The 23,198-nt window shown below is 42.6% G+C and carries 25 protein-coding genes; 18 read left to right on the plus strand and 7 right to left on the minus strand.

Annotation, left to right across the window (positions count from 1 at the left end; genetic code table 11):
* Positions 1 to 358 precede the first annotated feature (358 nt).
* From MmiAt1_RS02560 to MmiAt1_RS02585, 6 genes are all read left to right on the plus strand, one after another.
* Positions 359 to 1,585 carry a translation initiation factor IF-2 subunit gamma gene (locus MmiAt1_RS02560; protein ID WP_318785334.1) on the plus strand — a complete coding sequence of 409 codons (1,227 nt, stop codon included), beginning with the start codon at positions 359 to 361 and terminating at the stop codon, positions 1,583 to 1,585.
* Positions 1,563 to 2,033 carry a type II toxin-antitoxin system VapC family toxin gene (locus MmiAt1_RS02565; protein ID WP_318785335.1) on the plus strand — a complete coding sequence of 157 codons (471 nt, stop codon included), beginning with the start codon at positions 1,563 to 1,565 and terminating at the stop codon, positions 2,031 to 2,033. Before MmiAt1_RS02560 ends, MmiAt1_RS02565 begins: the two co-directional genes overlap by 23 nt.
* A gap of 261 nt (positions 2,034 to 2,294) precedes the next feature.
* The gene (locus MmiAt1_RS02570; RefSeq protein WP_318785336.1) at positions 2,295 to 2,912 is read left to right on the plus strand and encodes a DNA-directed RNA polymerase; all 618 of its coding nucleotides are present in this window, start codon (positions 2,295 to 2,297) and stop codon (positions 2,910 to 2,912) included.
* 242 nt (positions 2,913 to 3,154) lie between these two features.
* Positions 3,155 to 3,343, plus strand: coding sequence for a transcription elongation factor subunit Spt4 (gene spt4 / locus MmiAt1_RS02575; RefSeq protein WP_318785337.1), 189 nt, complete (start codon positions 3,155 to 3,157; stop codon positions 3,341 to 3,343).
* Between the two features lies 1 nt (position 3,344).
* A complete protein-coding gene (locus MmiAt1_RS02580; RefSeq protein WP_318785338.1) occupies positions 3,345 to 3,971 on the plus strand; it encodes a GTP-dependent dephospho-CoA kinase family protein in 627 nt (208 codons plus the stop codon).
* 37 nt (positions 3,972 to 4,008) lie between these two features.
* Positions 4,009 to 4,422 (plus strand): hypothetical protein, encoded by a 414-nt coding sequence (locus MmiAt1_RS02585; protein WP_318785339.1) that lies wholly within the window; start codon positions 4,009 to 4,011, stop codon positions 4,420 to 4,422.
* A 55-nt stretch (positions 4,423 to 4,477) separates the two neighbouring features.
* Here the strand turns inward: MmiAt1_RS02585 and MmiAt1_RS02590 are convergent, their stop codons facing one another.
* Positions 4,478 to 4,849, minus strand: a complete 372-nt coding sequence (locus MmiAt1_RS02590; RefSeq protein WP_318785340.1) for a hypothetical protein — start codon at positions 4,847 to 4,849, stop codon at positions 4,478 to 4,480.
* Between the two features lie 225 nt (positions 4,850 to 5,074).
* Between MmiAt1_RS02590 and MmiAt1_RS02595 the strand changes: the two genes are divergently transcribed.
* The 10 genes from MmiAt1_RS02595 to MmiAt1_RS02640 all read left to right on the plus strand — a co-directional run bounded on the left by MmiAt1_RS02595 (position 5,075) and on the right by MmiAt1_RS02640 (position 13,385).
* Entirely contained in the window at positions 5,075 to 5,470 is a 396-nt protein-coding gene (locus MmiAt1_RS02595) for a 30S ribosomal protein S24e (RefSeq protein ID WP_420891268.1), read from the plus strand.
* 5 nt (positions 5,471 to 5,475) lie between these two features.
* Positions 5,476 to 5,625 (plus strand): 30S ribosomal protein S27ae, encoded by a 150-nt coding sequence (locus tag MmiAt1_RS02600; RefSeq protein WP_133516768.1) that lies wholly within the window; start codon positions 5,476 to 5,478, stop codon positions 5,623 to 5,625.
* A gap of 788 nt (positions 5,626 to 6,413) precedes the next feature.
* Positions 6,414 to 6,707: a 50S ribosomal protein L30e gene (locus MmiAt1_RS02605; RefSeq protein WP_133516767.1), complete on the plus strand. Its 294-nt coding sequence runs from the start codon at positions 6,414 to 6,416 to the stop codon at positions 6,705 to 6,707.
* A gap of 28 nt (positions 6,708 to 6,735) precedes the next feature.
* The gene (locus MmiAt1_RS02610) at positions 6,736 to 7,164 is read left to right on the plus strand and encodes a NusA-like transcription termination signal-binding factor (RefSeq protein ID WP_318785341.1); all 429 of its coding nucleotides are present in this window, start codon (positions 6,736 to 6,738) and stop codon (positions 7,162 to 7,164) included.
* Between the two features lie 85 nt (positions 7,165 to 7,249).
* Positions 7,250 to 7,678, plus strand: a complete 429-nt coding sequence (locus MmiAt1_RS02615) for a 30S ribosomal protein S12 (protein ID WP_133516765.1) — start codon at positions 7,250 to 7,252, stop codon at positions 7,676 to 7,678.
* A gap of 5 nt (positions 7,679 to 7,683) precedes the next feature.
* The gene (locus tag MmiAt1_RS02620; protein ID WP_318785342.1) at positions 7,684 to 8,247 is read left to right on the plus strand and encodes a 30S ribosomal protein S7; all 564 of its coding nucleotides are present in this window, start codon (positions 7,684 to 7,686) and stop codon (positions 8,245 to 8,247) included.
* A gap of 87 nt (positions 8,248 to 8,334) precedes the next feature.
* Positions 8,335 to 10,527, plus strand: a complete 2,193-nt coding sequence (locus MmiAt1_RS02625; RefSeq protein WP_318785343.1) for an elongation factor EF-2 — start codon at positions 8,335 to 8,337, stop codon at positions 10,525 to 10,527.
* Positions 10,528 to 10,958: 431 nt separating this feature from the next.
* Positions 10,959 to 12,233 (plus strand): translation elongation factor EF-1 subunit alpha, encoded by a 1,275-nt coding sequence (gene tuf, locus MmiAt1_RS02630; RefSeq protein WP_318785344.1) that lies wholly within the window; start codon positions 10,959 to 10,961, stop codon positions 12,231 to 12,233.
* 42 nt (positions 12,234 to 12,275) lie between these two features.
* Positions 12,276 to 12,584, plus strand: coding sequence for a 30S ribosomal protein S10 (rpsJ, locus tag MmiAt1_RS02635; protein WP_133516761.1), 309 nt, complete (start codon positions 12,276 to 12,278; stop codon positions 12,582 to 12,584).
* A 351-nt stretch (positions 12,585 to 12,935) separates the two neighbouring features.
* Positions 12,936 to 13,385, plus strand: coding sequence for a hypothetical protein (locus MmiAt1_RS02640; RefSeq protein ID WP_318785345.1), 450 nt, complete (start codon positions 12,936 to 12,938; stop codon positions 13,383 to 13,385).
* A gap of 1,598 nt (positions 13,386 to 14,983) precedes the next feature.
* Here MmiAt1_RS02640 and MmiAt1_RS02645 read toward each other — a convergent pair.
* Together MmiAt1_RS02645 and MmiAt1_RS02650 are read right to left on the minus strand one after the other, a co-directional pair.
* On the minus strand, positions 14,984 to 15,679 hold the full coding sequence (locus tag MmiAt1_RS02645) for a DUF47 family protein (RefSeq protein WP_318785346.1): 696 nt from the start codon (positions 15,677 to 15,679) through the stop codon (positions 14,984 to 14,986).
* A gap of 349 nt (positions 15,680 to 16,028) precedes the next feature.
* Positions 16,029 to 17,069 (minus strand): inorganic phosphate transporter, encoded by a 1,041-nt coding sequence (locus tag MmiAt1_RS02650; RefSeq protein ID WP_318785347.1) that lies wholly within the window; start codon positions 17,067 to 17,069, stop codon positions 16,029 to 16,031.
* Between the two features lie 181 nt (positions 17,070 to 17,250).
* Between MmiAt1_RS02650 and MmiAt1_RS02655 the strand changes: the two genes are divergently transcribed.
* The gene (locus MmiAt1_RS02655; protein ID WP_318785348.1) at positions 17,251 to 17,781 is read left to right on the plus strand and encodes a shikimate kinase; all 531 of its coding nucleotides are present in this window, start codon (positions 17,251 to 17,253) and stop codon (positions 17,779 to 17,781) included.
* A gap of 414 nt (positions 17,782 to 18,195) precedes the next feature.
* Here MmiAt1_RS02655 and amrB read toward each other — a convergent pair whose 3' ends face one another.
* The 4 genes from amrB to pyrH all read right to left on the minus strand — a co-directional run bounded on the left by amrB (position 18,196) and on the right by pyrH (position 21,862).
* Positions 18,196 to 19,125 carry an AmmeMemoRadiSam system protein B gene (amrB, locus tag MmiAt1_RS02660; RefSeq protein WP_318785349.1) on the minus strand — a complete coding sequence of 310 codons (930 nt, stop codon included), beginning with the start codon at positions 19,123 to 19,125 and terminating at the stop codon, positions 18,196 to 18,198.
* A gap of 520 nt (positions 19,126 to 19,645) precedes the next feature.
* Complete coding sequence (locus tag MmiAt1_RS02665; RefSeq protein ID WP_318785350.1) at positions 19,646 to 20,692, minus strand: D-aminoacyl-tRNA deacylase; 1,047 nt, start codon at positions 20,690 to 20,692, stop codon at positions 19,646 to 19,648.
* Positions 20,693 to 20,914: 222 nt separating this feature from the next.
* Positions 20,915 to 21,124, minus strand: a complete 210-nt coding sequence (locus tag MmiAt1_RS02670; RefSeq protein WP_318785351.1) for a zinc ribbon domain-containing protein — start codon at positions 21,122 to 21,124, stop codon at positions 20,915 to 20,917.
* A gap of 42 nt (positions 21,125 to 21,166) precedes the next feature.
* Complete coding sequence (gene pyrH / locus MmiAt1_RS02675) at positions 21,167 to 21,862, minus strand: UMP kinase (protein ID WP_318785352.1); 696 nt, start codon at positions 21,860 to 21,862, stop codon at positions 21,167 to 21,169.
* A 348-nt stretch (positions 21,863 to 22,210) separates the two neighbouring features.
* Here pyrH and MmiAt1_RS02680 point away from each other — a divergent pair, with 348 nt between their 5' ends.
* Complete coding sequence (locus MmiAt1_RS02680) at positions 22,211 to 23,167, plus strand: tetratricopeptide repeat protein (RefSeq protein WP_318785353.1); 957 nt, start codon at positions 22,211 to 22,213, stop codon at positions 23,165 to 23,167.
* The last annotated feature ends 31 nt before the right edge of the window (positions 23,168 to 23,198 follow it).

Raw genomic sequence — 23,198 nt, forward strand, 5'->3', positions numbered from 1 at the left:
TTTAAGAATTAAGACGTTTGATTTTAGGGTTTGCAAACCATAAACCTTTAATAATTATTATATATCTTAACAGCACAGATATACCAAAAACTCTGATTGCGCTTATTCTTTCATTCCAAAATTCAGGAAGCGGATAAGCATCAATTTTTTGTTCGAACGCGGAATTTTATTCTTTGATGTTTCTCGCATCAGTTTTTATTCTTAACTCGTTCTGAGGTACTTAATTCAAAATTTAAAAATTTATTCCATTTTATCAAATCATTATCAAAAATTTTATTCAATTTTGTTCAATATTCAAATTTATTCAAATTCATCGTTTCAAGGAATAATGGAAAAATCGAATAACGGAGGAATCACCATGGCACAACCCAGTTTAAATATCGGTATGGTCGGGCACGTCGATCACGGAAAAACGACGCTTGTCAGAGCTTTGTCGGGCGTTTGGACCGACACGCACAGTGAAGAAATTAAAAGAGGTATTTCAATCCGCCTCGGCTATGCGGATACTGTTTTCAGAAAATGCCCGGAATGCCCTGAGCCCCAATGCTACACCGTTGAAAAGAAGTGTACGCACTGCGGTTCCAAAACGGACGAAATCAAAACCGTTTCTTTCGTTGACGCGCCCGGCCACGAAACTTTGATGGCGACAATGCTTTCCGGCGCCGCCATCATGGACGGTGCGATGCTTGTGATTGCGGCCAACGAAACCTGCCCGCAGCCGCAGACAAAGGAACACTTAATGGCGCTCAACGTGATCGGCATCAAGAACATCGTTATTGTTCAGAACAAAATTGACCTTGTTCCCAGAGAACGCGTTTTAGAAAGCTATCAGGAAATCAAAGACTTCGTCAAAGGAACCGTTGCCGAAAACGCGCCGATCATTCCGGTTTCCGCGCAGCAGAACATTAACATTGACGCTTTGATTCAGGCACTTGACACTTACATTCCGCTTCCGGAACACAAATTGGAAAAAGACGCGCAGATGCTGATTGCCAGATCTTTTGACATCAACCACCCCGGCTTCACTTATGAAGATATCAAGGGCGGCGTCATCGGCGGCACTTTAACCCAAGGATCTTTCAAAGAAGGCGACGACGTTGAAATCCGCCCGGGCTTAAAAATCACGTCCGACGGTGTCACGCGCTGGGAGCCGGTTTTTACAAAGATTACGGAAATTCATGCCGGCAAATCCAAAGTCAAGAAAGCTGTTCCCGGCGGCCTTTTGGCGCTCGGAACACAGCTCGACCCGTCTTTGACGAAAGGCGATTCACTCACGGGTCAGGTTGTCGGTGTTCCCGGAACATTGCCGCCGACAAGAGACGGCTTTTTGATGAAGCTGGATCTTTTGAAACGTGTCGTCGGTGTCACAAACGAGTCTGAAATCAATGAAATTAAAACCAGCGAACCGCTGATGCTCAACATCGGAACAGCCACAACCGTCGGCGTTGTCACAAGCGCCCGCAAAGATCTGGCCGAAGTGAAGCTGAAGCGTCCGGTTTGTGTTGAAACAGGCGCGCACGTTGCCATCAGCAGACGCATTGATTCCAGGTGGCGTTTAATCGGTGTCGGTGTCATCGAAGACTGAGGCGGATAATCTTTCTGCCGCCGAATCTTCATCCGGTCCGGGTTATGATTCAAATTCCGCCGTTTTAATTGACACAAACGGCTTTATGATTCCGGTTCAGTTCGGCGTGGACATCTTTTCCGAACTTCGGCGCTTGGGTTTTTCCGAGTTTCTGACAATCTCCGCGGTTGTTTCCGAGCTTGAAAAAATTTCAAAAACCGTTTCGGGAAATGACCGTGTTGCGGCGCGTGTTGCTCTTCAGCTTTCTCAAAAATGCGGTTTGCTTGAGATTGAACACGGCCAAGGCGTTCGGAAATATGCCGACAATATTATTATTGAAGCGGCTGTTAAGCACCCCGTCAGCGTTTTGACAAACGATGCCGGACTCCGCCAAAAGCTGATGAAGCGCGGCGTTCAGGTGATTTCGATGCGTCAGATGAACCGGCTGGATATTATTAATCAAAAATAACACATTATTACATATTCAATGCAGATTGATGCAAGAGTTCATAATCTAAAAACGCTTTTATATCAATTCATTATTTATGCTCATCAAATCAACATTTAAATCTCAATATTTAATTAAGTTTGAATTCAACTCAATTCATTTAATTTAAATCTGAAATTTATTTATTCAATTTATTCATTTACTCATTCGCGTGAATATTCATATCCGGCAGACGGTCTTTGAATGGCGGCCGCCTGTCTAAATCTTCGGAGAACAAAATTTATGTATAAATTAATGACCCTTGTCGACACGGTCCGCATTGATCCGACGCTTCTGGGCGAAGACGTCATGAGCAATGTTAAAAAGGCTTTAAAAACAAAATTGGAAGGAAAAGTTGACAAAAAAATCGGCTGTCTTGTCGCGGTCTGCGATGTCGAAAACATCGGCGAAGGCCACATCCTTTACGGCGACGGCGCTGTTTATTATGACGTCACTTTCAAAGCCATTATGTTCATGCCGGAAAACCAGGAAGTCATCGAAGGCGAAGTTTTGGAAACCGTCAGCTTCGGTGTGTTCGTCGGTATCGGTCCGATGGACGGTCTTCTGCACGTCAGTCAGATTACGGACGAATTCATGTCTTATGATTCCAAGAACGGAAGACTTGTGTCCAAAACCGGCAAGAAAGCGCTCGGTGAAGGCGACCACGTCCGTGCCAGAATCGTTGCGGTCAGCATTAACGAACGCGACCCGCGCGAAAGCAAGATCGGCATGACCATGCGTCAGGCAGCGCTCGGCAGAATCCAGTGGATTGAAGAAGCGCGCGAAAGAAACGGCGGCGTTAAGGGCGGTAAAAAGAAAGATGCGGCTCCCGAAACAGAAACTGCCGAAGAAAATAATTAAATGAATTTTAACTGAATTCAATGAATCTTAAATGAATTTGATGAATTTTTATTCATTATTCATTTATTCTTCATTCATTATTCTTCAATTATTCATTTACTTCAATTATTCATTACTTCAATTATTCATTTACTTCAATTATTCATTTACTTCAATTATTCATTTACTTCATTTATTTTTCAAAATTCCATTAATCTTTAGAAATTTAAAATCAAAAACGAAAAGGAAAAAGGTGAATCATTATGGCAGAAAAAGTATGCAGAAAATGCATGAGACTGATTGTCAATTCTGACACTTGCGAAATCTGCGAATCTTCGGATTTGGCGGAAGAGTGGACAGGTCTTGTGGTCGTTATCGACCCGATGAAATCCGAAATTGCCAAACGGATGAACATTGATTTGGCAGGCAAATACGCATTGAAGGTGCGCTGATTTGGAACTTTTTTTTGACCTTCCGGTCGAGCTTCGCCCGCGGCTGAAAAAGCCGTACGGCAAACTTTTTCCGGGAGACAATCCGTCCGTTGTCGAGCAAATCAAGGATTCCTTGGACGAATCTCTTGTGATTGCCGTCGGCGACGTGACGACTTACAATCTTTTTAAAGCCGGCGTTCGGCCGCGCATTTGTTTTGTGGACCAGTATACGAAAAGAACGGCCGTTACAAAAGCCATTTCTGCCGTTACGTCCCGCACCGATTATGTGAATATTTACGTCAAAAACCCCGCCGGCATGATTTCAAGCGAGATGGTTCTCGCGATTAAAGAAGCCTTGGCATCTCCCGAAAAACACATCTGCATTTGTGTCGACGGTGAAGAAGATTTGGCGACCATTCCCGTCATTGCGCTTTGTGATGCCGGTTCAATCGTTCTTTACGGGCAGCCCGACGAAGGTTTGGTTTGCGTGAAAGTGACGGATGAGAAAAAAGCAGAAATGAATGAAATGCTGAAACTCATTTTTACGGAAAAAAATACGCGCAGCATCAAAACAGACGATCCTGTCTGCAAAGAATTAAAAAATGTTTTGGCCTCGGAACTGAAAGAATTCTTGGCGGATGTTTTTTAAGTTTTGAAAGAATACAAACATCATGTTTTCTTTTCAAATGTCCGATGATCTTGTTTTGAAAAATGTCCGAGACATTATTTTATTCGTTTTTCTCTTATCTGTTTTCATTTTCTTTTTGCTGCTCAACAGCTTTTTTGCCGTTTTGATTTTGCTGTTCGGCAGTTTATTCTATGGCTTTTATTCAAAAAGCCCGATCAAATCTGCACTGCTCGGCTTTTTATTCCCTGCCGTTTTCGTTTTAATTGCTTATCTCATGAACGGCTCCGCCGAAGTTCATCGAATCTTTCCGTTTTATATCATTCTTTTCATCACCGGCTCCCTCTCCGGCCTGTTTGCCGGTTTGCTGAAAGACGGAACGGAAGAAAATCAAAGTTTTAATTTTGTTTGTTTCTTTTTGTCTCTCCTTTTTGCAATGATCGGTTTGGCGCATTTCATCTCGGGAATTAATTGATTCTTATTCCGGCTCTGAAAGTTCGATAAAAACGAGGGTTGGGTTTGAATGTTTTTTAATTTGTGCGGCTCGCGCGCGGGCGGCAGCCGGCAGACGGCAAACGGAAACTGTAAGGTCGCTGCAGAAACGGAAACGGTAAGGTAGCAGCGGCAATCGGAAACGGTAAGGTAGCTGCAGAAACGGAAACGGTAGGTAATCTGTGCCCACGCTCGCGTAGCGAGCGGATGTGATAAAAATGAGATGATGCAACACTGCCGCCCTGCTTGCTGCCGCCCTGCTTGCTGCCGCCCTGCTTGCTGCCGCCCTGCTTGCTGCCGCCCTGCTTGCTGCCGCCCTGCTTGCTGCCGCTTCTGTCTTCTGCCGCCCTTAATTCGAATTGGAGACGATTTATCCGGGTTCTCTGTAATATTTTCCCAAAACGAAACATCGGTTTTCTTCAAATTTTCAAAAAACGAACTCCGTTTTTTTCTTTTTATTTTTTTGGAGGTGGGGAGTTCGGGTTTGATTCTTTCAAAAAACGGATGTTTCGGTTTGCCGGATTTTTCCGGTTTCCTTCCGCTAAAATTAACCAAACAGTTATAACCGATGACAACCTTTTTGAGCCGTTATATCCGACACCCGATCTTTGAATCGGTACTCGGAGGTCCAAATTATGGAAATTAAAATCGTTAAAGACTTAGACAACAAATTGTTAAACCGGAATGAACTGGATTTCACAGTTGAATATGAAGGTCCGACTCCGTCACGCGCAGATGTCAGAAAAAAACTCGCAGCTCTTTTGAACAAAAATGTCGATTTGGTTATTGTCCAGAGAATGGAATCCGAATACGGCCACCAGCTTGCAAAAGGATACGCAAAAGTGTATGAATCCGCCGACCGTATGAAACAGGTCGAACCCGAACACGTTCTTCTCAGAAACACAATGCCTGAAGAACCTGTTGTTGAGGAAGAAGCTGCCGAAGATGCTGAAACACCTGTCGGTGAAGATGCAGCGGCAGAAATGGAAGAACAGGCTGCTGAAGATGCAGCAGAAGAACTTGCGGAGTGAGTGACATGGCAGTGAAAGATTATTACAAAGTCGAAGGCGATAAAGTTACCCGCGTCAACAAATTCTGTCCGAAATGCGGCCCCGGCGTTTTCTTGTCCGAACACAAGAACAGAAACGCATGCGGCAAATGCGGATATACAGAATTTAAAAACTGATTTTTAAAATTATTTTATTATCTCATAAAAGAACTGAATCTTTCAGTTCTTCTCTTTTCATTTTTTAGAATACATTTTTTTTGCTTCGTATATTTTTAGTTTCAGACATTCGTTTTTCTTTCTGCAAAAAATTCATAAAGAAAAAGCGCAAATGAATAACTCGGTTTTAAATGTTTCATTCACGACATTTAATTCCCCCTGTATAGCCTTGTGCCCCAACACAAGGCACTTTCTACTTATTTCCGGTTTTGGATTTGATTTTCAGCAACCGATTTTTACATTTTATTTCGGGTTTTTAATTTTCCTTCAAAGCATTTGGATTTCTTTTCAGGATTATTTCAAGATTATTTTCGGGGTTCTTTAGGATTATTTTCAGGATTATTTTCAGAATTCTTCTCAAGGGTTTTTCAAAATTTCTTTTCAAATCTGCTTTGAATCCCTCTTCGGACAAATTTTCAACAACCTTTATATACAAAAACGGTATCTTTGCGGTATTCTTTATAGATTGTGAACCGGTTTTGCGCCGTTTCCTGAAATGTTTTTTCGGGAAGCGTACGATGCAGGATAAGTTTTTAGTTTTCTTAAAATTTAAGCATCGGACGTGATTGGCAAAATCGGGGAGAAACATTCCCCTCGGGTTTGTAAAGTCTATGACCCTGTCAGTGACTTTTTTATAGAGACGGCAGTCTGTTTATTGCTTTTGCAGCTCTTGCTGCGCATTGCAATAGGTTGTTGCCGTTTTCGTTTCGCAATTTTGTAAAGCCACTCAAGGATTTGAGGTACAGAAAATGGATATCAATATCGATAAAGCATTGATCAAAGCCGTAAAGACAGGAAAAGTCGTTATCGGCTCCAAAAAAGCGATTGAGCTTTCCGCTTCCGGCGACGCGAAGATCATCATCTTGGCAAAGAACTGTCCGGAAGACACTAAAAAGCAAATCGAATCGTCCAATGTTCCCGTCTATGTTTACGACGGAACAAGCAGAGAACTCGGACCGGTCTGCGGTAAACCCTTCATCATCGCCGCAATGGCAATCTTAGACGCCGGCGAATCTGACATTTTGTCACTGGCCGATGCCTGAATTTTATGATTATTGAGAGGATTTTTCCATGAGCGGCATTAAAATCACTTTTGAAGAAATGCAGTACATCGCGCGCTTTGAAGACATCACAAACGCCAAAGTTCTCGACTGTATTGTGGAAAGTGACAGAGTTATCAATGTCATCCAACAAGGCGAAATGGGCCTTGCAATCGGAAAAGGCGGCGAAAATATCGCCCGCGCCAAAAAAGCAATTGATAAGCCCATCGAGCTCGTGGAGTATTCCGATGATCCGGCAGTCTTTATCAAAAATATTTTCGGCTCCGTGATTACGGTCAAAAACGTCGTTTTCAAAGAAATCAACGACAAAAAAGTGGCCGAAGTCGAAGTCGCAGCCAAAGACAAAGGACTCGCAATCGGAAAGAACGGCAAGAATATCGCAAAAGTCAAATTGCTGGCACAAAGACATCACAATATTGACGACGTGATTCTGAAATAAATCAGCGATCATTCTTAAAGCAAAATAACAAAAATCCTCAATCAATCAAGGTTTATCATTCAATGAATTAATCGGAGACTAAACTATGACAAATGGAAACTATGCAGGCCAAATCTTAAAGAAACAAAGATTGAAGGCCAGATGGAAAGACCACGAATACAACAGACGCATGCTCGGTTTGAACGTGAAGGCCGACCCGTTGGGAGGATCTCCCCAGGGCCGCGGCATTGTTCTTGAAAAGATCGGTGTCGAAGCTAAGCAGCCCAACTCCGCTATCCGTAAGTGTGTCAGAATTCAGCTTATCAAGAACGGAAGACAAGTATCGGCATTCTGCCCCGGAGACGGCGCCATCAACTTCATCGACGAACACGACGAAGTGACCGTTGAGAGAATCGGCGGCCGCATGGGCGGTGCAATGGGTGATATTCCCGGCGTCCGTTTCAAAGTGATTGCAGTCAACAACGTTCCGCTCCAGCAGATGGTTATCGGAAGAATGGAAAAACCGAGGAGATGAGACACATGGATGCAAAAATGTTCGGCAAATGGGATCTCACTGAAGTTGAAGTGACCGATCCCGGAATTAAAAGATACGTTTGTTTGAAAGCCGTCACCGTGCCCCACTCCAGCGGCAAGCACGCCAGACAGCAGTTCAACAAATCCGAAATCTCAATCGTTGAGCGTCTCGTCAACAACCTCATGAGATCCGAAAACAATACCGGCAAAAAGCAGGTGGCCATGAGAACCGTCGATGCGGCATTTGACACCATCAACAAGAAGACCGGCAAAAACCCGATTCAAGTGTTGGTTGACGCGATTGCAAACGCAGGTCCGAGAGAAGAAGTCGTCCGTTTGAAGTACGGCGGCATCTCCGTCCCGAAAGCCGTCGACACCGCTCCTCAGAGACGTGTTGACTCCGCGCTTCGCTACATCTGCATCGGCACGCACCAGGCCGCTTTCAAATCCAAGCGCTCTGTCGCCGACTGCCTCGCAACAGAACTCATCGCAGCTTCAAACGCCGACTCCAAAGCATTCTCTGTCAGCAGAAAGGATGCCAAAGAGCGTGTTGCAAAAGCAGCCCGTTAAGCTTTATGCTTTCCCTTTTAGGCTTTTTCGGGATGTGCAAAAAGCCGATTTCATTTATCAATATAATAAAAGACAAAGGTCAGGATTATGGGAAAAAGAAAACAAATGGTTGAGCGTGTGACAGCGATCATGGGCAACCCCGAAATGATTCGCAACATCGGTATTGTCGCTCACATCGACCACGGTAAAACAACACTTTCCGACAACTTACTCAGTGGCGCCGGAATGATTTCATCAGAGCTCGCCGGAAAACAGTTATTCATGGACTCCGACGAAGAAGAACAGGCACGCGGTATCACAATTGACGCGTCCAACGTTTCAATGGTTCACACCTACGACGGCAAAGAATACCTCATCAACCTTATCGACACCCCGGGTCACGTTGACTTCGGCGGTGACGTGACACGCGCGATGCGTGCCGTTGACGGCGCTGTCGTCGTCGTCGACGCGGTTGAAGGAACAATGCCCCAGACCGAAACCGTTCTCAGACAAGCGCTCAGAGAACATGTTCGTCCGGTTTTGTTCATCAACAAAGTCGACCGTCTGATCAATGAACTTCAGGTCGACCCGCAGGAAATGCAGGTCCGTCTCGGAAAACTCATTGACCACGTGAACAAGCTCATCAAGAACATGAACCCCGAGAGATACAAAGACGGATGGCGCGTCGACGCTGCAAACGGCAGTGTCGCATTCGGTTCCGCTCTTTACAACTGGGCCATCAGCGTTCCGATGATGCAGAAAACAAAAATTTCTTTCAATGATGTTTATGACTTCTGTACAGCAGGCGACATGAAGGCACTCGCGCAGAAATGCCCGCTTCACGAAGCCCTCAACGACATGGTTATCGGTCACTTGCCCAACCCTGTTGACGCTCAGAAAGAAAGAGTTAAAGTTATCTGGCACGGCGAGAGAGATTCCGCAATCAGCAAATCCATGAACACTGCAGACCCGAAAGGCGACCTCGCATTCATGGTCACGGACATCTCTATGGATCCGCACGCCGGTGAAGTCGCAACAGGCAGACTTTTCAGCGGCACACTCACCCGCGGTTTGGAAGTTTACACCTCCGGTTCCGCCAAGAAGAGCAGAATCCAGCAGGTCAGTATCTTTATGGGCCCGGAAAGACTTGAAGTCGAAAACATTCCGGCCGGAAACATCGCAGCCGTTACAGGTTTGAAAGAAGCGATCGTCGGTTCCACCATCACAACCCTTGAAGGCATGACGCCGTTTGAAAGCATCAGACACGTCAGCGAACCGGTTATCACTGTTTCCGTCGAAGCCAAGCACACCAAAGACCTTCCGAAACTCGTCGAAGTTCTCAGACAGGTCGCCAAGGAAGACCCGACGCTTCAGATCACTTTGAACGAAGAAACCGGCGAACACTTGATGGCCGGTATGGGCGAGCTTCACTTGGAAGTTATCGCGCACAGAATCGAGCGTGACAAGGGTGTTGAAATCATCACCAACCCGCCGATTGTCGTTTATCGTGAAACCATCAAAAAGAAAGTTGAAAACGTTGAAGGTAAATCCCCCAACAGACACAACCGCTTCTACATTGATGTCGAACCGCTGGACGAAAGAGTCGTCAACCTCATCCGTGAAGGCGAAATCTCCATGAGAATGGAAGAACTCGAAAGACGTGAAAAATTAATGGCAGCAGGCATGGACAAGGATGAAGCCAAGAGCATTGCCGCAATTTACGGCAACAACATCTACCTTGACATGACCAAAGGTATTCAGTACCTCAACGAAACCATGGAATTGGTTTTGGACGGTTTTGAAGAAGTCATGAAAGCCGGTCCGCTCGCAAGAGAGCCCGTCTCTCACGTCAAAGTCGTTCTCCGTGATGCCAAGCTTCACGAAGACGCGATTCACAGAGGTCCCGCACAGGTCATTCCGGCATCCCGTCAGGCCATTCAGGCAGCAATGCTTATGGCAGAAGACACATTGCTTGAACCGTACCAGAAAGTCTTCATCCAGGTGCCCCAAAACAACATGGGCGGCGCCACAAAAGAAATTCAGGGAAGACGCGGCAGCATCATTGACATGCAGAGTGAAGGCGACTTGACCATTATCGAGTCCCGCGCACCTGTCGCAGAGCTCTTCGGATTTGCGGGCGACATCCGTTCCGCAACAGAAGGCCGCGCAATGTGGAGCACCGAATTCGGCGGCTTTGAAACCGTTCCGAATAACCTTGCCTCTGAAATCGTTGCCAAGATCAGAGAAAGAAAAGGCTTGAAGAAGGACCTTCCCAAAGCAGCTGATTACTTGGAAATGTAATGTTCATAACAAAATTCAAAAGTAAAATATTTTGAAAATTCAAAAGTAAAATAAAACTTTGAAAATTCAAAAATGAAATCAAACTTTAAGAATTTGAAATGCAAAAAATTTGAAAATCGAATCAAAAAGAAGCCGAAAATAAACGCTTCAGCATATAAGCGATTGAGCGCCGATTCCGTCGGCGCCCATATCTTTTTATATGTAAGTGTGTTTATTAGAGACTACTTCGAGAATGCCCGCCGTCTGGAGACGATTGGCGAAACGGTTTAATATTGAAATGTTGTTCAGTAATCGGAAAATCTTTCATGTTTTTCACGAGCCGTTTATCATAATCACTTTCGGTGGCACCGATTTTCACGATCATCCAAGATGATTTTAATTAAAAATCCAACGTTTAATACGTATATATCAAAAATAAAGGAGAAATTAATATGGCAGCAGAGAAACCCCACATGAACTTAGCCGTCATTGGTCACATTGACCACGGAAAGTCTACCTTCGTCGGAAGGTTAATGTTCGAAACCGGAGCAGTTCCGCCCCACGTTATCGAAAAATTCAAAGAAGAAGCAAAATTAAAAGGCAAAGAATCCTTCGCATTCGCATGGGTTATGGACTCCCTCAAAGAAGAAAGAGAGAGAGGTATCACAATCGACATTGCACACAAGAGATTCGACACCGACAAATACTACTTCACAGTCGTGGACTGCCCGGGTCACAGAGACTTCGTTAAGAACATGATCACCGGCGCATCCCAGGCCGACGCAGCAGTTCTTGTCGTCGCAGCACCTGACGGTGTTATGGCTCAGACAAAGGAACACATCTTCCTTTCCAAGACACTCGGCATCGGCCAAATGATTGTCGCCATCAACAAGATGGACGCTGTCAAATACGATGAAGCCAGATACAAGGAAGTTATTGAAGAAGTTTCCAAGATCTTGAAAATGATCGGCTTCAAACCCGATGAGATTCCGTTCATCCCGACCTCCGCATTCGAAGGCGACAACATTGCAACAGCAAGCGCAAACACGCCCTGGTACAAAGGCCCCACAGTTCTTGAAGCACTCAACAACTTGAAAGAACCCGAGAAGCCCACCTCCCTTCCGTTAAGAATCCCCGTCGAAGACGCATACACCATTTCCGGTATCGGTACTGTTCCGGTCGGCCGTGTCGAAACAGGTATCATGAAGAAAGGCGACCAGGTCACTTTCATGCCCTCCGGCGCAACCGGTGAAGTGAAGTCCATCGAAATGCACCACGAAGAAATTCCGCAGGCAGTCCCCGGTGACAACATCGGCTGGAGCGTTCGCGGTATCGGCAAGAACGATGTGAGAAGAGGAGATGTTTGCGGTCCGACCGGCGACAAAGCACCCACAGTTGCTGACGAATTTACCGGCCAGATTGTTGTTCTCCAGCACCCGTCCGCAATTACAGTCGGCTACACACCTGTTTTCCACAGCCACACAGCTCAGGTCGCATGTATGTTCATGTCCATCGACAAGAAACTCGACCCGAAAACAGGCCAGCCCAGCGAAGAAAACCCCGCTTTCATCAAGGCCGGTGACGCAGCAATCGTTACCTTCAAGCCCATGAAACCGTTGGTTCTCGAACCCGCAAAAGAAATCCCGCAGCTCGGCAGATTCGCTGTCCGTGATATGGGTATGACCATTGCAGCAGGCGTTTGTCTCAGCGTTAAGAAGAAAGAGTAATTTCTTTCTTCCTAATTTCCTTTTTTTTAGGAGAGTCAAACCATGCAAAAAGCAAGAATCAGATTATCGGGAATCAGCCCCACTGACCTTGACAGCGTCTGCAATCAGGTCAAAGCGATTGCCGAAAGGACAGGCGTCAGCATTTCCGGCCCCGTGCCGCTCCCGACCAAAAAGTTGGTTGTTCCGACCAGAAAAAGCCCGAGCGGCGACGGAACAGCAACCTGGGATCACTGGGAAATGCGCGTCCACAAAAGACTCATCGACCTCGCTGCCGATGAACGTGCCCTTCGTCAATTAATGAGAATTCAAGTACCTAAAGACATTAATATCGAGATTGTTCTCGAAAATTAATTCTTTTACTTTTCTCATCCCTTTTTTATTTTATTATTCTGTTTTTCAATTTCGTTTTATTTTCAATTCTGTTATTTTTCAATTCCGTTATTTTTCAATTCGGTTTTATTCTAATTTCTATCTTATAATTATTATATTATTATCTATCTAGAATATAGTTTTTATAGTTGTTTTACTTAGATTATTAATCACAATTAATCTTCAGGCATTTTTTCCGCAAATTTGTAAAAATCGGGCCTGATTGCATTTGTTAAGCTCTCGGCTTTAATTGTTGTATTATTATTATTGTTATTGTTTTTCCGGCAAGTATTCCGGAATTTATCATTATTTTACTTATACACGTGATTTGAAATGGTTATGAAACGACTCTTTCGGGAAACTTTGATGTCCAAGTTTAAAGCGCTTGAAGCCATCAACATTTTTCTCGGAATATACATTATTTTGGCTTACGCCCTTTTATGGTATTTGGGAACTGTTCCCCAAATCTTTGTTTACACAACGCCGCTGATCGGCATCGTGCTTCTTGTTTATCATATTAAAATGTCTTCCGATCTCAAAAAATCGGTCATCGGAAACGGCAGTCTTTTAAATCTCAGATTTGCTTCTTCAACAGGATTCGCATTTTTGCTATTCCTGCTGGCAATCATCTGCCTGACCGCCGGATGTTTGTTCTCCCGGCAAATCCCGCTGGTTCTTTCCATGCTTTTCGTTTTAGACCACGCGCTTTACATCAGCATTGATAAAAACCAAATCAACCCCAAGAAACAAAAGGAAAATGTTCAGCTGCTTGCAGCAGCATAATCCTTTTTTAATTTCTTTCAGTTTTTAATTTTGTTTTTTTGATTTTGTTTTTTTAATTTTGTTTTTTTAATTTTACTCTTTTTGATTTTACTCTTTTTGATTTTACTCTTTTCGATTTTGTTTTTTCTATTATTATTCATTTTGATTTTATCTTTTTAATTCTTTTAATTTCAATTTTATTTTCATATCTGAAAGAAAAATGAAACATCGTTTTTTCTCAACTTTAAAAAATCCGAACTCCGTTTTTTACTTGAGCTGCTCTTATGATGTTGTTTTTCTGGTTTTATCGGGAGTTCAGGTTTGCCGAAAATTCGAAAACCGATGTTTCGGTTTGAAACAAATACAGCAAACCCCACTCCAAATTACGAATTTCGGGCGACGCGAAGCGGCGAACGAAATCGTAATTTGGAGAGGTTTATCAAAAAAAAATGAAAATTTAAAAGAAAAACCATAACCGTTTGAAATTCAAGTTCACCAATTCTGTTATATGTGTTTTCGTTGAATTCATGGGACGAATCTCCAACGTCTCCTTTTGCTCGCTGGCGCTCACAAAACTCGCCGTTGGAGGTGGTTGTTTTGGTTTTTCAACAATTATTCAAAGAACTGAAACATCATTTTTTTTCAATTTTCAAAAATTTGAACTCCGTTTTTTGCTTGAGCTTCTTTTAGGATATTGTTTTTCGGGTTTTATCGGGAGTTCGGGTTTGCCGAAAATTTGAAAAAACCGATGTTTCGGTTTGAAACAAATACAGCAAACCCCACTCCAAATTACGAATTTCGGGCGACGCGAAGCGGCGAACGAAATCGTAATTTGGAGAGGTTTTCAAAAAAAAATGAAAATTTAAAAGAAAAATCATAACCGTTTGAAATTCAAGTTCACCAATTCTGTTATATGTGTTTTCGTTGAATTCATGGGACGAATCTCCAACGTCTCCTTTTGCTCGCTGGCGCTCACAAAACTCGCCGTTGGAGGTGGTTGTTTTGGTTTTTCAACAATTATTCAAAGAACTGAAACATCATTTTCTCTCAATTTTCAAAAATTTGAACTCCGTTTTTTGCTTGAGCTTCTTTTAGGATATTGTTTTTCGGGTTTTATCGGGAGTTCGGGTTTGCCGAAAATTCGAGAAACCGATGTTTCGGCTTGAAACAAATACATCAAACCCCGCTCCAAATTACGAATTTCAGGCGGCGCGAAGCGGCGAACGAAATCGTAATTTGGAGAGGTTTTCCAAAAAAAGAAAAATTAAAAGAAAAATCGTAAACGTTTGAAATTCAAATTAATGCATCTTGATTTAAACGAAAATCAAAAAGAGAATTAAACAGAAAATTAAAACTGAATCAAACCGAAAATGAAAACAGAATTAAATCGAAAATTGAAACGAATCAAACAGAAAACGAAAAAAGAATTAAATCGAAAATTGAAACGAATCAAAAGAAAATGAAAACAGAATCAAATCGAAAATTAAACCGAATCAAACCGAAAATGAAAACAGAATTAAATCGAAAATTAAAAAGAAATCTAAAAAAATATTAAAAAATATTAAAAAATGAAGTCCTTCCCGGACTTCATGATGTTTTTAAAAATTCATCCGAATTTCTTATGTCTTTTTAATCAAGATTTTTCTCATAATATCGATTGCATGCGCCGTCTGATCGGCAATGTCTCCGATATTGTCAACCAATCGGGAAACGTGATAAACGCCTGCGCCGCCGATTTCATTTTCATGTTCGAAAATCATTTTGAGAACTTTGACTTCAAACATGTCCACTTCATATTCGTTTTTCTCAATTTCCGGAATCTTTGAAACCAGTTTTTGGATCTCGACTTTGCTGTAAGAGGTGGCTTCAATTTTTTCCAAGCCTTTCATTACCTGTTCGTATCCGCGAATGCATTTCATTATCATTCTCATCAATTCGCGCAAACCGTCTTTGATTTCTTCCGGGATATCCGCGGACGGACGCAGCGTCATCCAATGGGCGGCGTTCTGCGCAAGATTGGCAATGCCGTCCTGCGCCTTCAAAAAGGCCATCAAGTCATTGGTGTCCAGCTGAATCACAACAGAATTCGGCAGCACAATTTGAAACTGCTGTTTCATCTTATCGGCATCATATTCCAAATCATCCACAATCTGACGGAATTCTTCCGTTTTGCCGCTGTCGCCCGCCAAGTAAAAATCCAGCATTTCAGAAAGCCTGTCAGCGGTTTCGACGACTTTTTTAGAATGGTCTTCCAATGCATCCATCGGCGAATCCACAAATATGTTTAAAATAGATCTCATGTATCTGTGCGGCATTATCCTCACCTGTTTCCAACCAATCAATTACGTTTTTGTTTCGTTGATTCATTTTATTATAATTAATATTATTTTTATGTACGTTTTCAAAAAGTCCTTTACTGATATAATATTCTTTGCTTCCCGTAAATCTTTTTCATTGAATCTGTCATGAGTCTGTCATGGATCTGTGAATTCTATGAATCTGCGAATTTGCCATGAATCTGCGAATTTGCCATGAATCTGCGAATTTGCCATGAATCTGCGAATTTGCCATGAATCTGTGAATCTGCATCTTTGTCACAAAAAATTCTGCCGCAAAAATTTGCCGCAGAACTTTGTCACAAATCTCAATTTTAAGGTTCTTATTTTAAAGGAAGAACCATTCCAGCGGGAAGAAAATAATCATACAGGTCAATGCCGCCACCGGGACCGTAATGAACCAGGAGCTGACGATGTTTTTGATCACTTTAAAATTCACGCCCGACAAACCGCCGGCAAGACCGACACCGATAACCGCGCCGACCAATGTGTGCGTCGTTGAAATCGGAAGACCGATAAAACTGTGCGCCAAAACCACAGAAGCCGTCGCAAACTGCGCCGAAAAACCGCGCGTCGGCGTCAATTCCGTAATTTTGCTGCCGACCGTGTCAATCACTTTGTAACCCCATGTCGATAAACCGATCACAATACCCACGCCGCCGAGCAAAAGCAAAACCTGAGACAGCGTCAGGACTCCGAATCCGGTATAGCCGTACATTTCAAAAACAGCATAAAGCGGGCCGATTGCGTTGGCCACATCGTTTGAACCGTGCGCAAAGGCAATAAAACAAGCGGTTGCGACCTGAAGCCAAACGAACTTTTTCTCAATGCCCGGAACATTCTCGGAATTGACCAAGAATCTTTTCCGGACGAAGTAAAAGATGACGTACGCCAAAGCAGCGCCAATAAACGGTGACAAAAACCAGCTGGCGACAATATTGATCAAAACAGGCCAATGAATGTCTGCAAAAGTAATATATCCGTAAAAAACACAGATGATTCCGAAACCGAGGACGGATCCGACAATTGAGTGTGTTGTCGAAACAGGAAGGTTGTAAAACGTCGCCAATGTAATCCAAAAGGCGGCGGCCAAAATTGCGGCCAGCATGCCGACCGTCACAATCAGAGGACTGATTTCTATAATTTTATCCAGAGGAACGATGCCTTTGGCGATTGTTCCCGTCACATTGCCGCCGAATAACAATGCCCCGGCGAGTTCAAAAATGGCTGCCAAAACAATCACTTGTTTGATTGTCAGCGATTTTGAACCGACCGATGTTCCCATTGCATTTGCGAGGTCATTGGCACCGATATTCCAAGCCATATAAAAGCCGGCTAAAACCAGTGCAATGCCAAGTATTATATCCATTTATTTTCTCCGTATATCCAAATTCGAATAAAATATATTTGTTATTATCTTGTAAGAAATACAATGAGAAACATGGGAATGGTTATAAATTTTATTTTCGTAGAATATATATTCTCAATATGCCTTCTCATTCATAAAAAATAATCTTCAAAAAAATCAATTCATCCGCTGTTGAAAAAATATGACATCTCCCGACAAAACCGATCCGAAAAATATTGTTTTAATCGGCATGCCCGGCTCCGGCAAAAGCACGTCCGGCGTTTTGCTTGCAAAGTCTCTCGGTCTTTCTTTTTTAGACACGGATCTGCTGATTCAGCAGCAGGAAAAAAATCTGCTTCAAAATCTGGTGGACGCTGCCGGTTTTTCAGGCTTCATTGAAACGGAAGAAAAAATCGTTTCTCAAATCCGCGCCGAAAATTGCGTCATTTCAACCGGCGGCAGCGTCGTTTACAGCGAAAAAGCCATGGCGCATCTCCAAGAAATCGGCGTCATCATTTACCTGGACGTTTCCTTCCCCGAAATCATGCGCCGCATTCAAAACATTTCAACGCGCGGCATTGCTCTAAAAGAAAACCAAAGCTTGGAAAACCTTTACAAAGAACGTCTTCCGCTCTATGAAAAATATGCCGGTATCACAATTTCGGGCGACAACAAAACAATCGAAGAATTGGTGACCGAAATCGCCGAAAAAGTTCGGAAAATGACGGCCTGATTCCGAATATTTCTCAAAATCCGACTTCCGTTTGATTTGTTTTTGAAATCCGATCTCTGTTTGATTTGTTTTTGAAATCCGATCCGTTCGCGCGCGGCGGGCGGTCGGAGGCACGACACAGCTTGAAAATGAACATATAAATCCAAAAAGAAAATCGTAAAAAATGAATAAAAATTCAAAAAATGAATGGAAATCCAAAAAATGAATAAGAAAACCGTAAAAAACGAATAAAAAAACATAAAAAACGAATAAAAAAACAAAAAACGAATTAAGAAAAACCTAAAAAATCAAAGGAAAACCGTAAAAAATCAAAAAGAAATTTTAAAAACGGGACGCCATTCGTTATGACATCCGTTTTTAATTTCTGTTTCATTTATTTTATTCTTCTCTTCTCACCTTGACCCTTTCTTATTTTTACTGTTTTGTAAAAGTAATCGCCGCATATCCGACGACAGCCGTTTCACGCGATTCTTTTTCTTCATTGCTGGTTCTGTATTCCAGCAATTTTGCTTCGGCGTTCATTGCTTTTGCCGCCATCATTAAAACGGCAATCGGGCCGTAGCCGCAAAGGCTTGAATCATTTTTCTCAATGAAATCATAAAACGCGTCAACATCCAACGATTCGATAATCTTAATGATTGCTTCGTCATGCTCTTTGGCGAATTCTTCGGGCACATAATGAGAAAAATCGCTTGAGGCAATCACGGCAATTTTTAATTTTTCTTCATAATTCTCTTTTTTGACGTAAATCTCTTCTTTCAAAACAGGAATTAAAACCGATGCAATCGCTTCGGCAGCCGCTTTATTCTGGTCTCCCATCACAATCGGGAAAATCTTAAACGGCTCATCTCCCATTTTTCGCTGCAGGAACGGCACAATCACTTCAACGGAATGTTCTCTCTCGTGAGCGCTTTCGTCGCGAACAATCCAAGTGCCGTCGAAAATACGCCCCAAATATTTGTCGGTTTCAACGACGCCGAGAGGCGTTTTCCAATCCTCTTGCGAATAGGCGAGCGCTTCGCCGAGCCCGGTATGATTGGAGCCGATAATCACGTATGTGTCGGCTTCCATAATTGAGCCGATTGCAGCGGCCGCAGTTTTTCCGGAAAAAATATATCCTGCATGCGGGCAAACAGCGCCGAAAGTTTTATCGGAATATTTCGTTTTGTCTTTCGCTGCCGAATACAAACGATCCACTTCTTTTTGTAATCCGTTTTCATCGGGATCATAAAAAAGTCCCGAGACGACCGGTTCTCTCATTTTGTTTTCCTCCAAGGGTTTTTTCAATTCCGGAAAATATGCAAAATCCGAAAGCGGCATTTCATTCATGCTTTTGCTTTTCATAAATCATAATTTGCCGCAGAATTTCACGAACCGCGGCAGATGAAGCAATTTCAAATGCAATCTATATTATTATTCGAATGATTATATATTTTGCGTAAATTGAAAAAAAGAAAGAATCGTTTTTGAATTATCGAAGTTTGAATTATTGAGCCGTTTTAAATTATTGAACTGTTTTGAATTATTGAATTGTTTTGAATATTGAATTGTTTTGAATATTGAATTGTTTTGAATATTGAATTGTTTTGAATATTGAATTGTTTTGAATATTGAATTGTTTTGAATTATTGAATTGTTTTGAATATTGAATTGTTTTGAATTATTGAATTGTTTTGAATTTTGAATGTTTTGAATTTTGAATGTTTTGAATTATTGAATTGTTTTGAATTATTGAACTGTTTTAAATTATTGAACTGTTTTAAATTATTGAACTGTTTTAAATTATTGAACTGTTTTGAATTATTGAAGTTTTGAATTATTGAGTTTTGAATTATTGAGTTTTGAATTATTGAATTGTTTTGAATTATTCCTCCGGCTCATCGCCGCCTTTTTCTCTCAAATTAAAGCCGACGCCGTATTCTTCAACAGATTCGCGGTCGTTTAATATCGGAATATTGTTTCTTTCCAAAATCTCGGCAACACGCCTGCGGTCCGGTCCGCGCATGGATTTTTTGTCAAAAAATGCGAGATTTGATTTCGTTTTTTCAAAGGCTTTTAAAATCACTTCTTCGGTGAGTGTTTCCAGCTGGTATTTCGGAAACATATGCCCGTAAGCAAGTTTTGTTCGGAACAAACTGATTGTTTGGCGGTCGCCGTAATGCCCGCCGCCGAAAGCAACGGCAGTGGTGTTGTTTTCCAAAAGTTTTGCTTCGCAGGAGATTCTTTCATCGGAATCATTGACATTATTTTGATCGGCCAGTGAAAGAACGGCTTTGGCGACAACAAGTCCGGGTTTCGGATCAGCCCATTCTTTTTCCGTGCTGCCGATTTCAACAAACAGTGACGGCGTTTCCAGTTCCGTCGGTCCGTGATGCGTGACTTCAAACGTGACATCGTAGTCGAGTCCGGTTTCAATATTGAGCCGATCCATCACTAAAATCAGTTTCTTCATGGCAAGCGGCGCCGGCGTGCAAAGCGAAAACGGATGCCCGCCGTAATCGGCGGCCGCATAATTTCCGGACGGATGAGCCGTCAGCGCTTTTGTTTCGCTTTGGCTTTTGTGTTTGGAGAGGAAAACGATTAAATCACTTTCATAACCCAAAAATTCCAGGCGCTTGTCCAAATAATCCTGAAAAATGATTCTGCCGTCGATGAGAAACATCCGAAGCAGCGTGTCTCCTCTTTGAAGTTCGTAAATTTCGGTGAACAGATTGGACAGCTCTTTGCCTTTGTCTTCCGTATACAAAACGGATGTTGTGATTTTGTATTTTTCAAGCGCTTCTTTCATTTTTTCAGCCGGCGGCAAATCCGCTTTTTCCCAGGACTCAAGCTCCAGGAGGCGGTCTTTAATGTTCACGCTTGCCAAATCCGGCAGACAGCACATCAGTGTGATGGTTTTTGTTTTTGTCATAAAAGTCACTGCAGAATTTTCATAATTTTTAAACAATTAAAAAACAATAAAAAAGAATTAAATTCCTCTTGAATAAAAAAATAACGAATTGGAAATAATGAATCGGAAATACTGATTCAAAAACAGATGAAATAATGAAAGTGTGAATCCGGTCACAGGATCATAATCTGATACAGGTTTCGGATTCACAATCTAATACAAGTTTGGGATTCTTAATCAAATTCAGCCGATCAGGAAATCCAAAATGTCTAATCCCATCGAATTCTGTGCTTTGTAAAGTTCCGTAAAGCCGCAGTCGGTGCAGCTGACGGTGATGAATTTCTTATTTTGGACATTAAACATTTTCGTAAATGTTCCGCCGGTTGCCTGAAACTGATCGCTTGTAAAGTGGTTGCAGCCGCATTTCGGACAAACGTATTGATGTTTTTCCATTTTTTCATCCTCGGTTTCTATTAATCCGTAATTCAATGCAAATTAAGCCGTGATGATTGTTCCGGCACATTCTTTCTGCGGCCCTTTTTCTTCGCCTTCAATGATCTGCATCAATGTTTTCGGGTCTCTGCCGTCCAAAACGATTGTCCGGATGCCGCTTCTCTCAATCAGTTTGCAGGCGATCGGATCAATCGGTGATTTCGAACCCGCTTTCAGGGAGGTTTCGCCGGACATTCTGACCAATTCACTTCCCGTGAGTGTTTTATATTTAACGGCGTTTTTGTCGGTGTTCGGGTCGGCGGAATAAATGCCGTCAACGGATGTCGGAATCAGGAACAAATCTGCACCGAGGTATTCCGAGAGCGCGGCGGAAACCGCATCTGTTGTCTGCCCCGGGAGAACGCCGCCCATCACGATGATTTTGCCGGATTCCGCGGCAACGGCGGCTTCATTGTAATTGACCGGAACTTCCGGGTAAGCCGCTTTTCCGAGCGCGGAAATTAAAAGTTTTGCATTGATGCGTGTGACATCAATTCCGATAAAATCACAGGTCACTTCATCCGCGCCGATGCCGCGCGCCGCTTCAATATATCTGCGGGCATAAACACCGCCGCCGACAACCAAAAGGAGTTTGTGTTTTTCAGAAATTTTTGAAATGGCATCCGCATACGTTTTAAACCGTTCGGAATCCAAGTCGCCTGCTAAAATAGAACCGCCGAGAGACATAACGATGAACATAAATTTTCTTCCTGATTTTAAAAAATGATTGATTGTTTTTAGTTTAATTTTAATTTTAATTTTAATTTTAGTTTTAATTTTAGTTTTAATTTTAGTTTTAATTTCATTTATTTAAATACGAATTCAAACAATTACAAAGCAGGACTAAATTTTTAAATCTATCGTCGGTTTTAAAAATCAGACGGTTTTAAATTCGATTTAAACTCAATCGGTTTAACGGTTTTAAATGCGGTTTAAAAGTCATGAAAAATCGTTCTAAATCAGGGAAAAAGGTTAAAAGGTTGCATTTGTTCTTTGAATCACAATTACAAATTACAAAAACGAATCCAAAAGAAAAGAGGATAAAATATGGCAGACGAAAACTCAGAATTTCAAATCACAGAGGGTCAGGCGGAAGAAGATCTTTTTGCGGACGATTCCGGCTGCGCGGGATGCAGCGGATGTGACAGCGGCGAGACAATCGAATTGAATGAATTTGAAGACGAAGCGGACCGCGGCATTTTGCTCCACCAGCTGGCCGAGCGCGAAAAAGCGCTTGAATATTATGACGGCATTATTGCGGAAAATCCGGACAACGGAGACGCCTGGTACAACAAAGGCTTAACCCTTCACGGTCTCAGCCGTTTTTATGAAGCGATTGACGCTTACGACACAGCAGTCAAACTCAATCCCGCGGACAGCGACGCTTATTACAACAAAGGCGTGATTCAGTCCGAACTCGGTTTTTATCAGGAATCCATTGAAAGCTACGACAAAGCTTATGAAGCCGATAACGAAAATATTGACGCCGTTTTCAACAAGGCAACCGCTCTTCTTCAGCTCAAAGAATACGAAGAAGCCGTCAAAACTTACGATCTGATTCTTGAAAAAGAAAAAACCAATTTCAATGCCGCCTACAACAAAGCGCTTGCTTTGGTTCAGCTGGAAAAGTATGATGCAGCGATTGACGCGTTTGACGCGGTGATTCAAATCGATCCGAGCAGCAAAGAAGCCTGGTACGACAAAGCGCATCTCCTTCTCAAAATCGGCAGCACGGAAGATGCCAAAGAAGCGTTCAACACCACTTTGAAATTAATTCCGGACCTTCCCGACTCCTGGTTCAGAATCGGCGGCATTTTGGCAGCCGTTGGCGAAAAGGAACAAAGTTTGAAATTCCTTCGAAAAGCCATTAACGCAAAAGCAGAATCCAGAGAGTGGGCCAAAGAAGATCTGGATTACATGCCGCTTTGGGATGATCCCGATTTCCTGAAAGTCATTTCCGAAAGCGAAACCGAAATCAAAGCCGCAATTCAGCCGGCCGAATAATTTTCCGTCTTTAAACTTTATTTTCAAAGAG

This window comes from Methanimicrococcus hacksteinii, from assembly GCF_032714515.1.
In the GTDB taxonomy this organism is placed as follows: Archaea; Halobacteriota; Methanosarcinia; order Methanosarcinales; family Methanosarcinaceae; genus Methanimicrococcus; species Methanimicrococcus hacksteinii.

Bases quoted from the DNA above. Each gene is read 5' to 3' on its own strand.
- MmiAt1_RS02605 (WP_133516767.1), top strand. From the start codon at position 6,414: ATGGATATCAATATCGATAAAGCATTGATCAAAGCCGTAAAGACAGGA.
- MmiAt1_RS02600 (WP_133516768.1), top strand. From the start codon at position 5,476: ATGGCAGTGAAAGATTATTACAAAGTCGAAGGCGATAAAGTTACCCGC.
- MmiAt1_RS02615 (WP_133516765.1), top strand. From the start codon at position 7,250: ATGACAAATGGAAACTATGCAGGCCAAATCTTAAAGAAACAAAGATTG.
- MmiAt1_RS02585 (WP_318785339.1), top strand. From the start codon at position 4,009: ATGTCCGATGATCTTGTTTTGAAAAATGTCCGAGACATTATTTTATTC.
- amrB (WP_318785349.1), bottom strand. From the start codon at position 19,125: ATGAAAAGCAAAAGCATGAATGAAATGCCGCTTTCGGATTTTGCATAT.
- MmiAt1_RS02670 (WP_318785351.1), bottom strand. From the start codon at position 21,124: ATGGAAAAACATCAATACGTTTGTCCGAAATGCGGCTGCAACCACTTT.
- MmiAt1_RS02645 (WP_318785346.1), bottom strand. From the start codon at position 15,679: ATGCCGCACAGATACATGAGATCTATTTTAAACATATTTGTGGATTCG.
- pyrH (WP_318785352.1), bottom strand. From the start codon at position 21,862: ATGTTCATCGTTATGTCTCTCGGCGGTTCTATTTTAGCAGGCGACTTG.
- MmiAt1_RS02625 (WP_318785343.1), top strand. From the start codon at position 8,335: ATGGGAAAAAGAAAACAAATGGTTGAGCGTGTGACAGCGATCATGGGC.
- MmiAt1_RS02560 (WP_318785334.1), top strand. From the start codon at position 359: ATGGCACAACCCAGTTTAAATATCGGTATGGTCGGGCACGTCGATCAC.
- MmiAt1_RS02665 (WP_318785350.1), bottom strand. From the start codon at position 20,692: ATGACAAAAACAAAAACCATCACACTGATGTGCTGTCTGCCGGATTTG.
- MmiAt1_RS02595 (WP_420891268.1), top strand. From the start codon at position 5,075: ATGGAAATTAAAATCGTTAAAGACTTAGACAACAAATTGTTAAACCGG.
- tuf (WP_318785344.1), top strand. From the start codon at position 10,959: ATGGCAGCAGAGAAACCCCACATGAACTTAGCCGTCATTGGTCACATT.
- MmiAt1_RS02570 (WP_318785336.1), top strand. From the start codon at position 2,295: ATGTATAAATTAATGACCCTTGTCGACACGGTCCGCATTGATCCGACG.
- MmiAt1_RS02590 (WP_318785340.1), bottom strand. From the start codon at position 4,849: ATGTTTCGTTTTGGGAAAATATTACAGAGAACCCGGATAAATCGTCTC.
- MmiAt1_RS02680 (WP_318785353.1), top strand. From the start codon at position 22,211: ATGGCAGACGAAAACTCAGAATTTCAAATCACAGAGGGTCAGGCGGAA.
- MmiAt1_RS02650 (WP_318785347.1), bottom strand. From the start codon at position 17,069: ATGGATATAATACTTGGCATTGCACTGGTTTTAGCCGGCTTTTATATG.
- MmiAt1_RS02655 (WP_318785348.1), top strand. From the start codon at position 17,251: ATGACATCTCCCGACAAAACCGATCCGAAAAATATTGTTTTAATCGGC.
- MmiAt1_RS02620 (WP_318785342.1), top strand. From the start codon at position 7,684: ATGGATGCAAAAATGTTCGGCAAATGGGATCTCACTGAAGTTGAAGTG.
- spt4 (WP_318785337.1), top strand. From the start codon at position 3,155: ATGGCAGAAAAAGTATGCAGAAAATGCATGAGACTGATTGTCAATTCT.
- MmiAt1_RS02640 (WP_318785345.1), top strand. From the start codon at position 12,936: ATGGTTATGAAACGACTCTTTCGGGAAACTTTGATGTCCAAGTTTAAA.
- MmiAt1_RS02610 (WP_318785341.1), top strand. From the start codon at position 6,736: ATGAGCGGCATTAAAATCACTTTTGAAGAAATGCAGTACATCGCGCGC.
- rpsJ (WP_133516761.1), top strand. From the start codon at position 12,276: ATGCAAAAAGCAAGAATCAGATTATCGGGAATCAGCCCCACTGACCTT.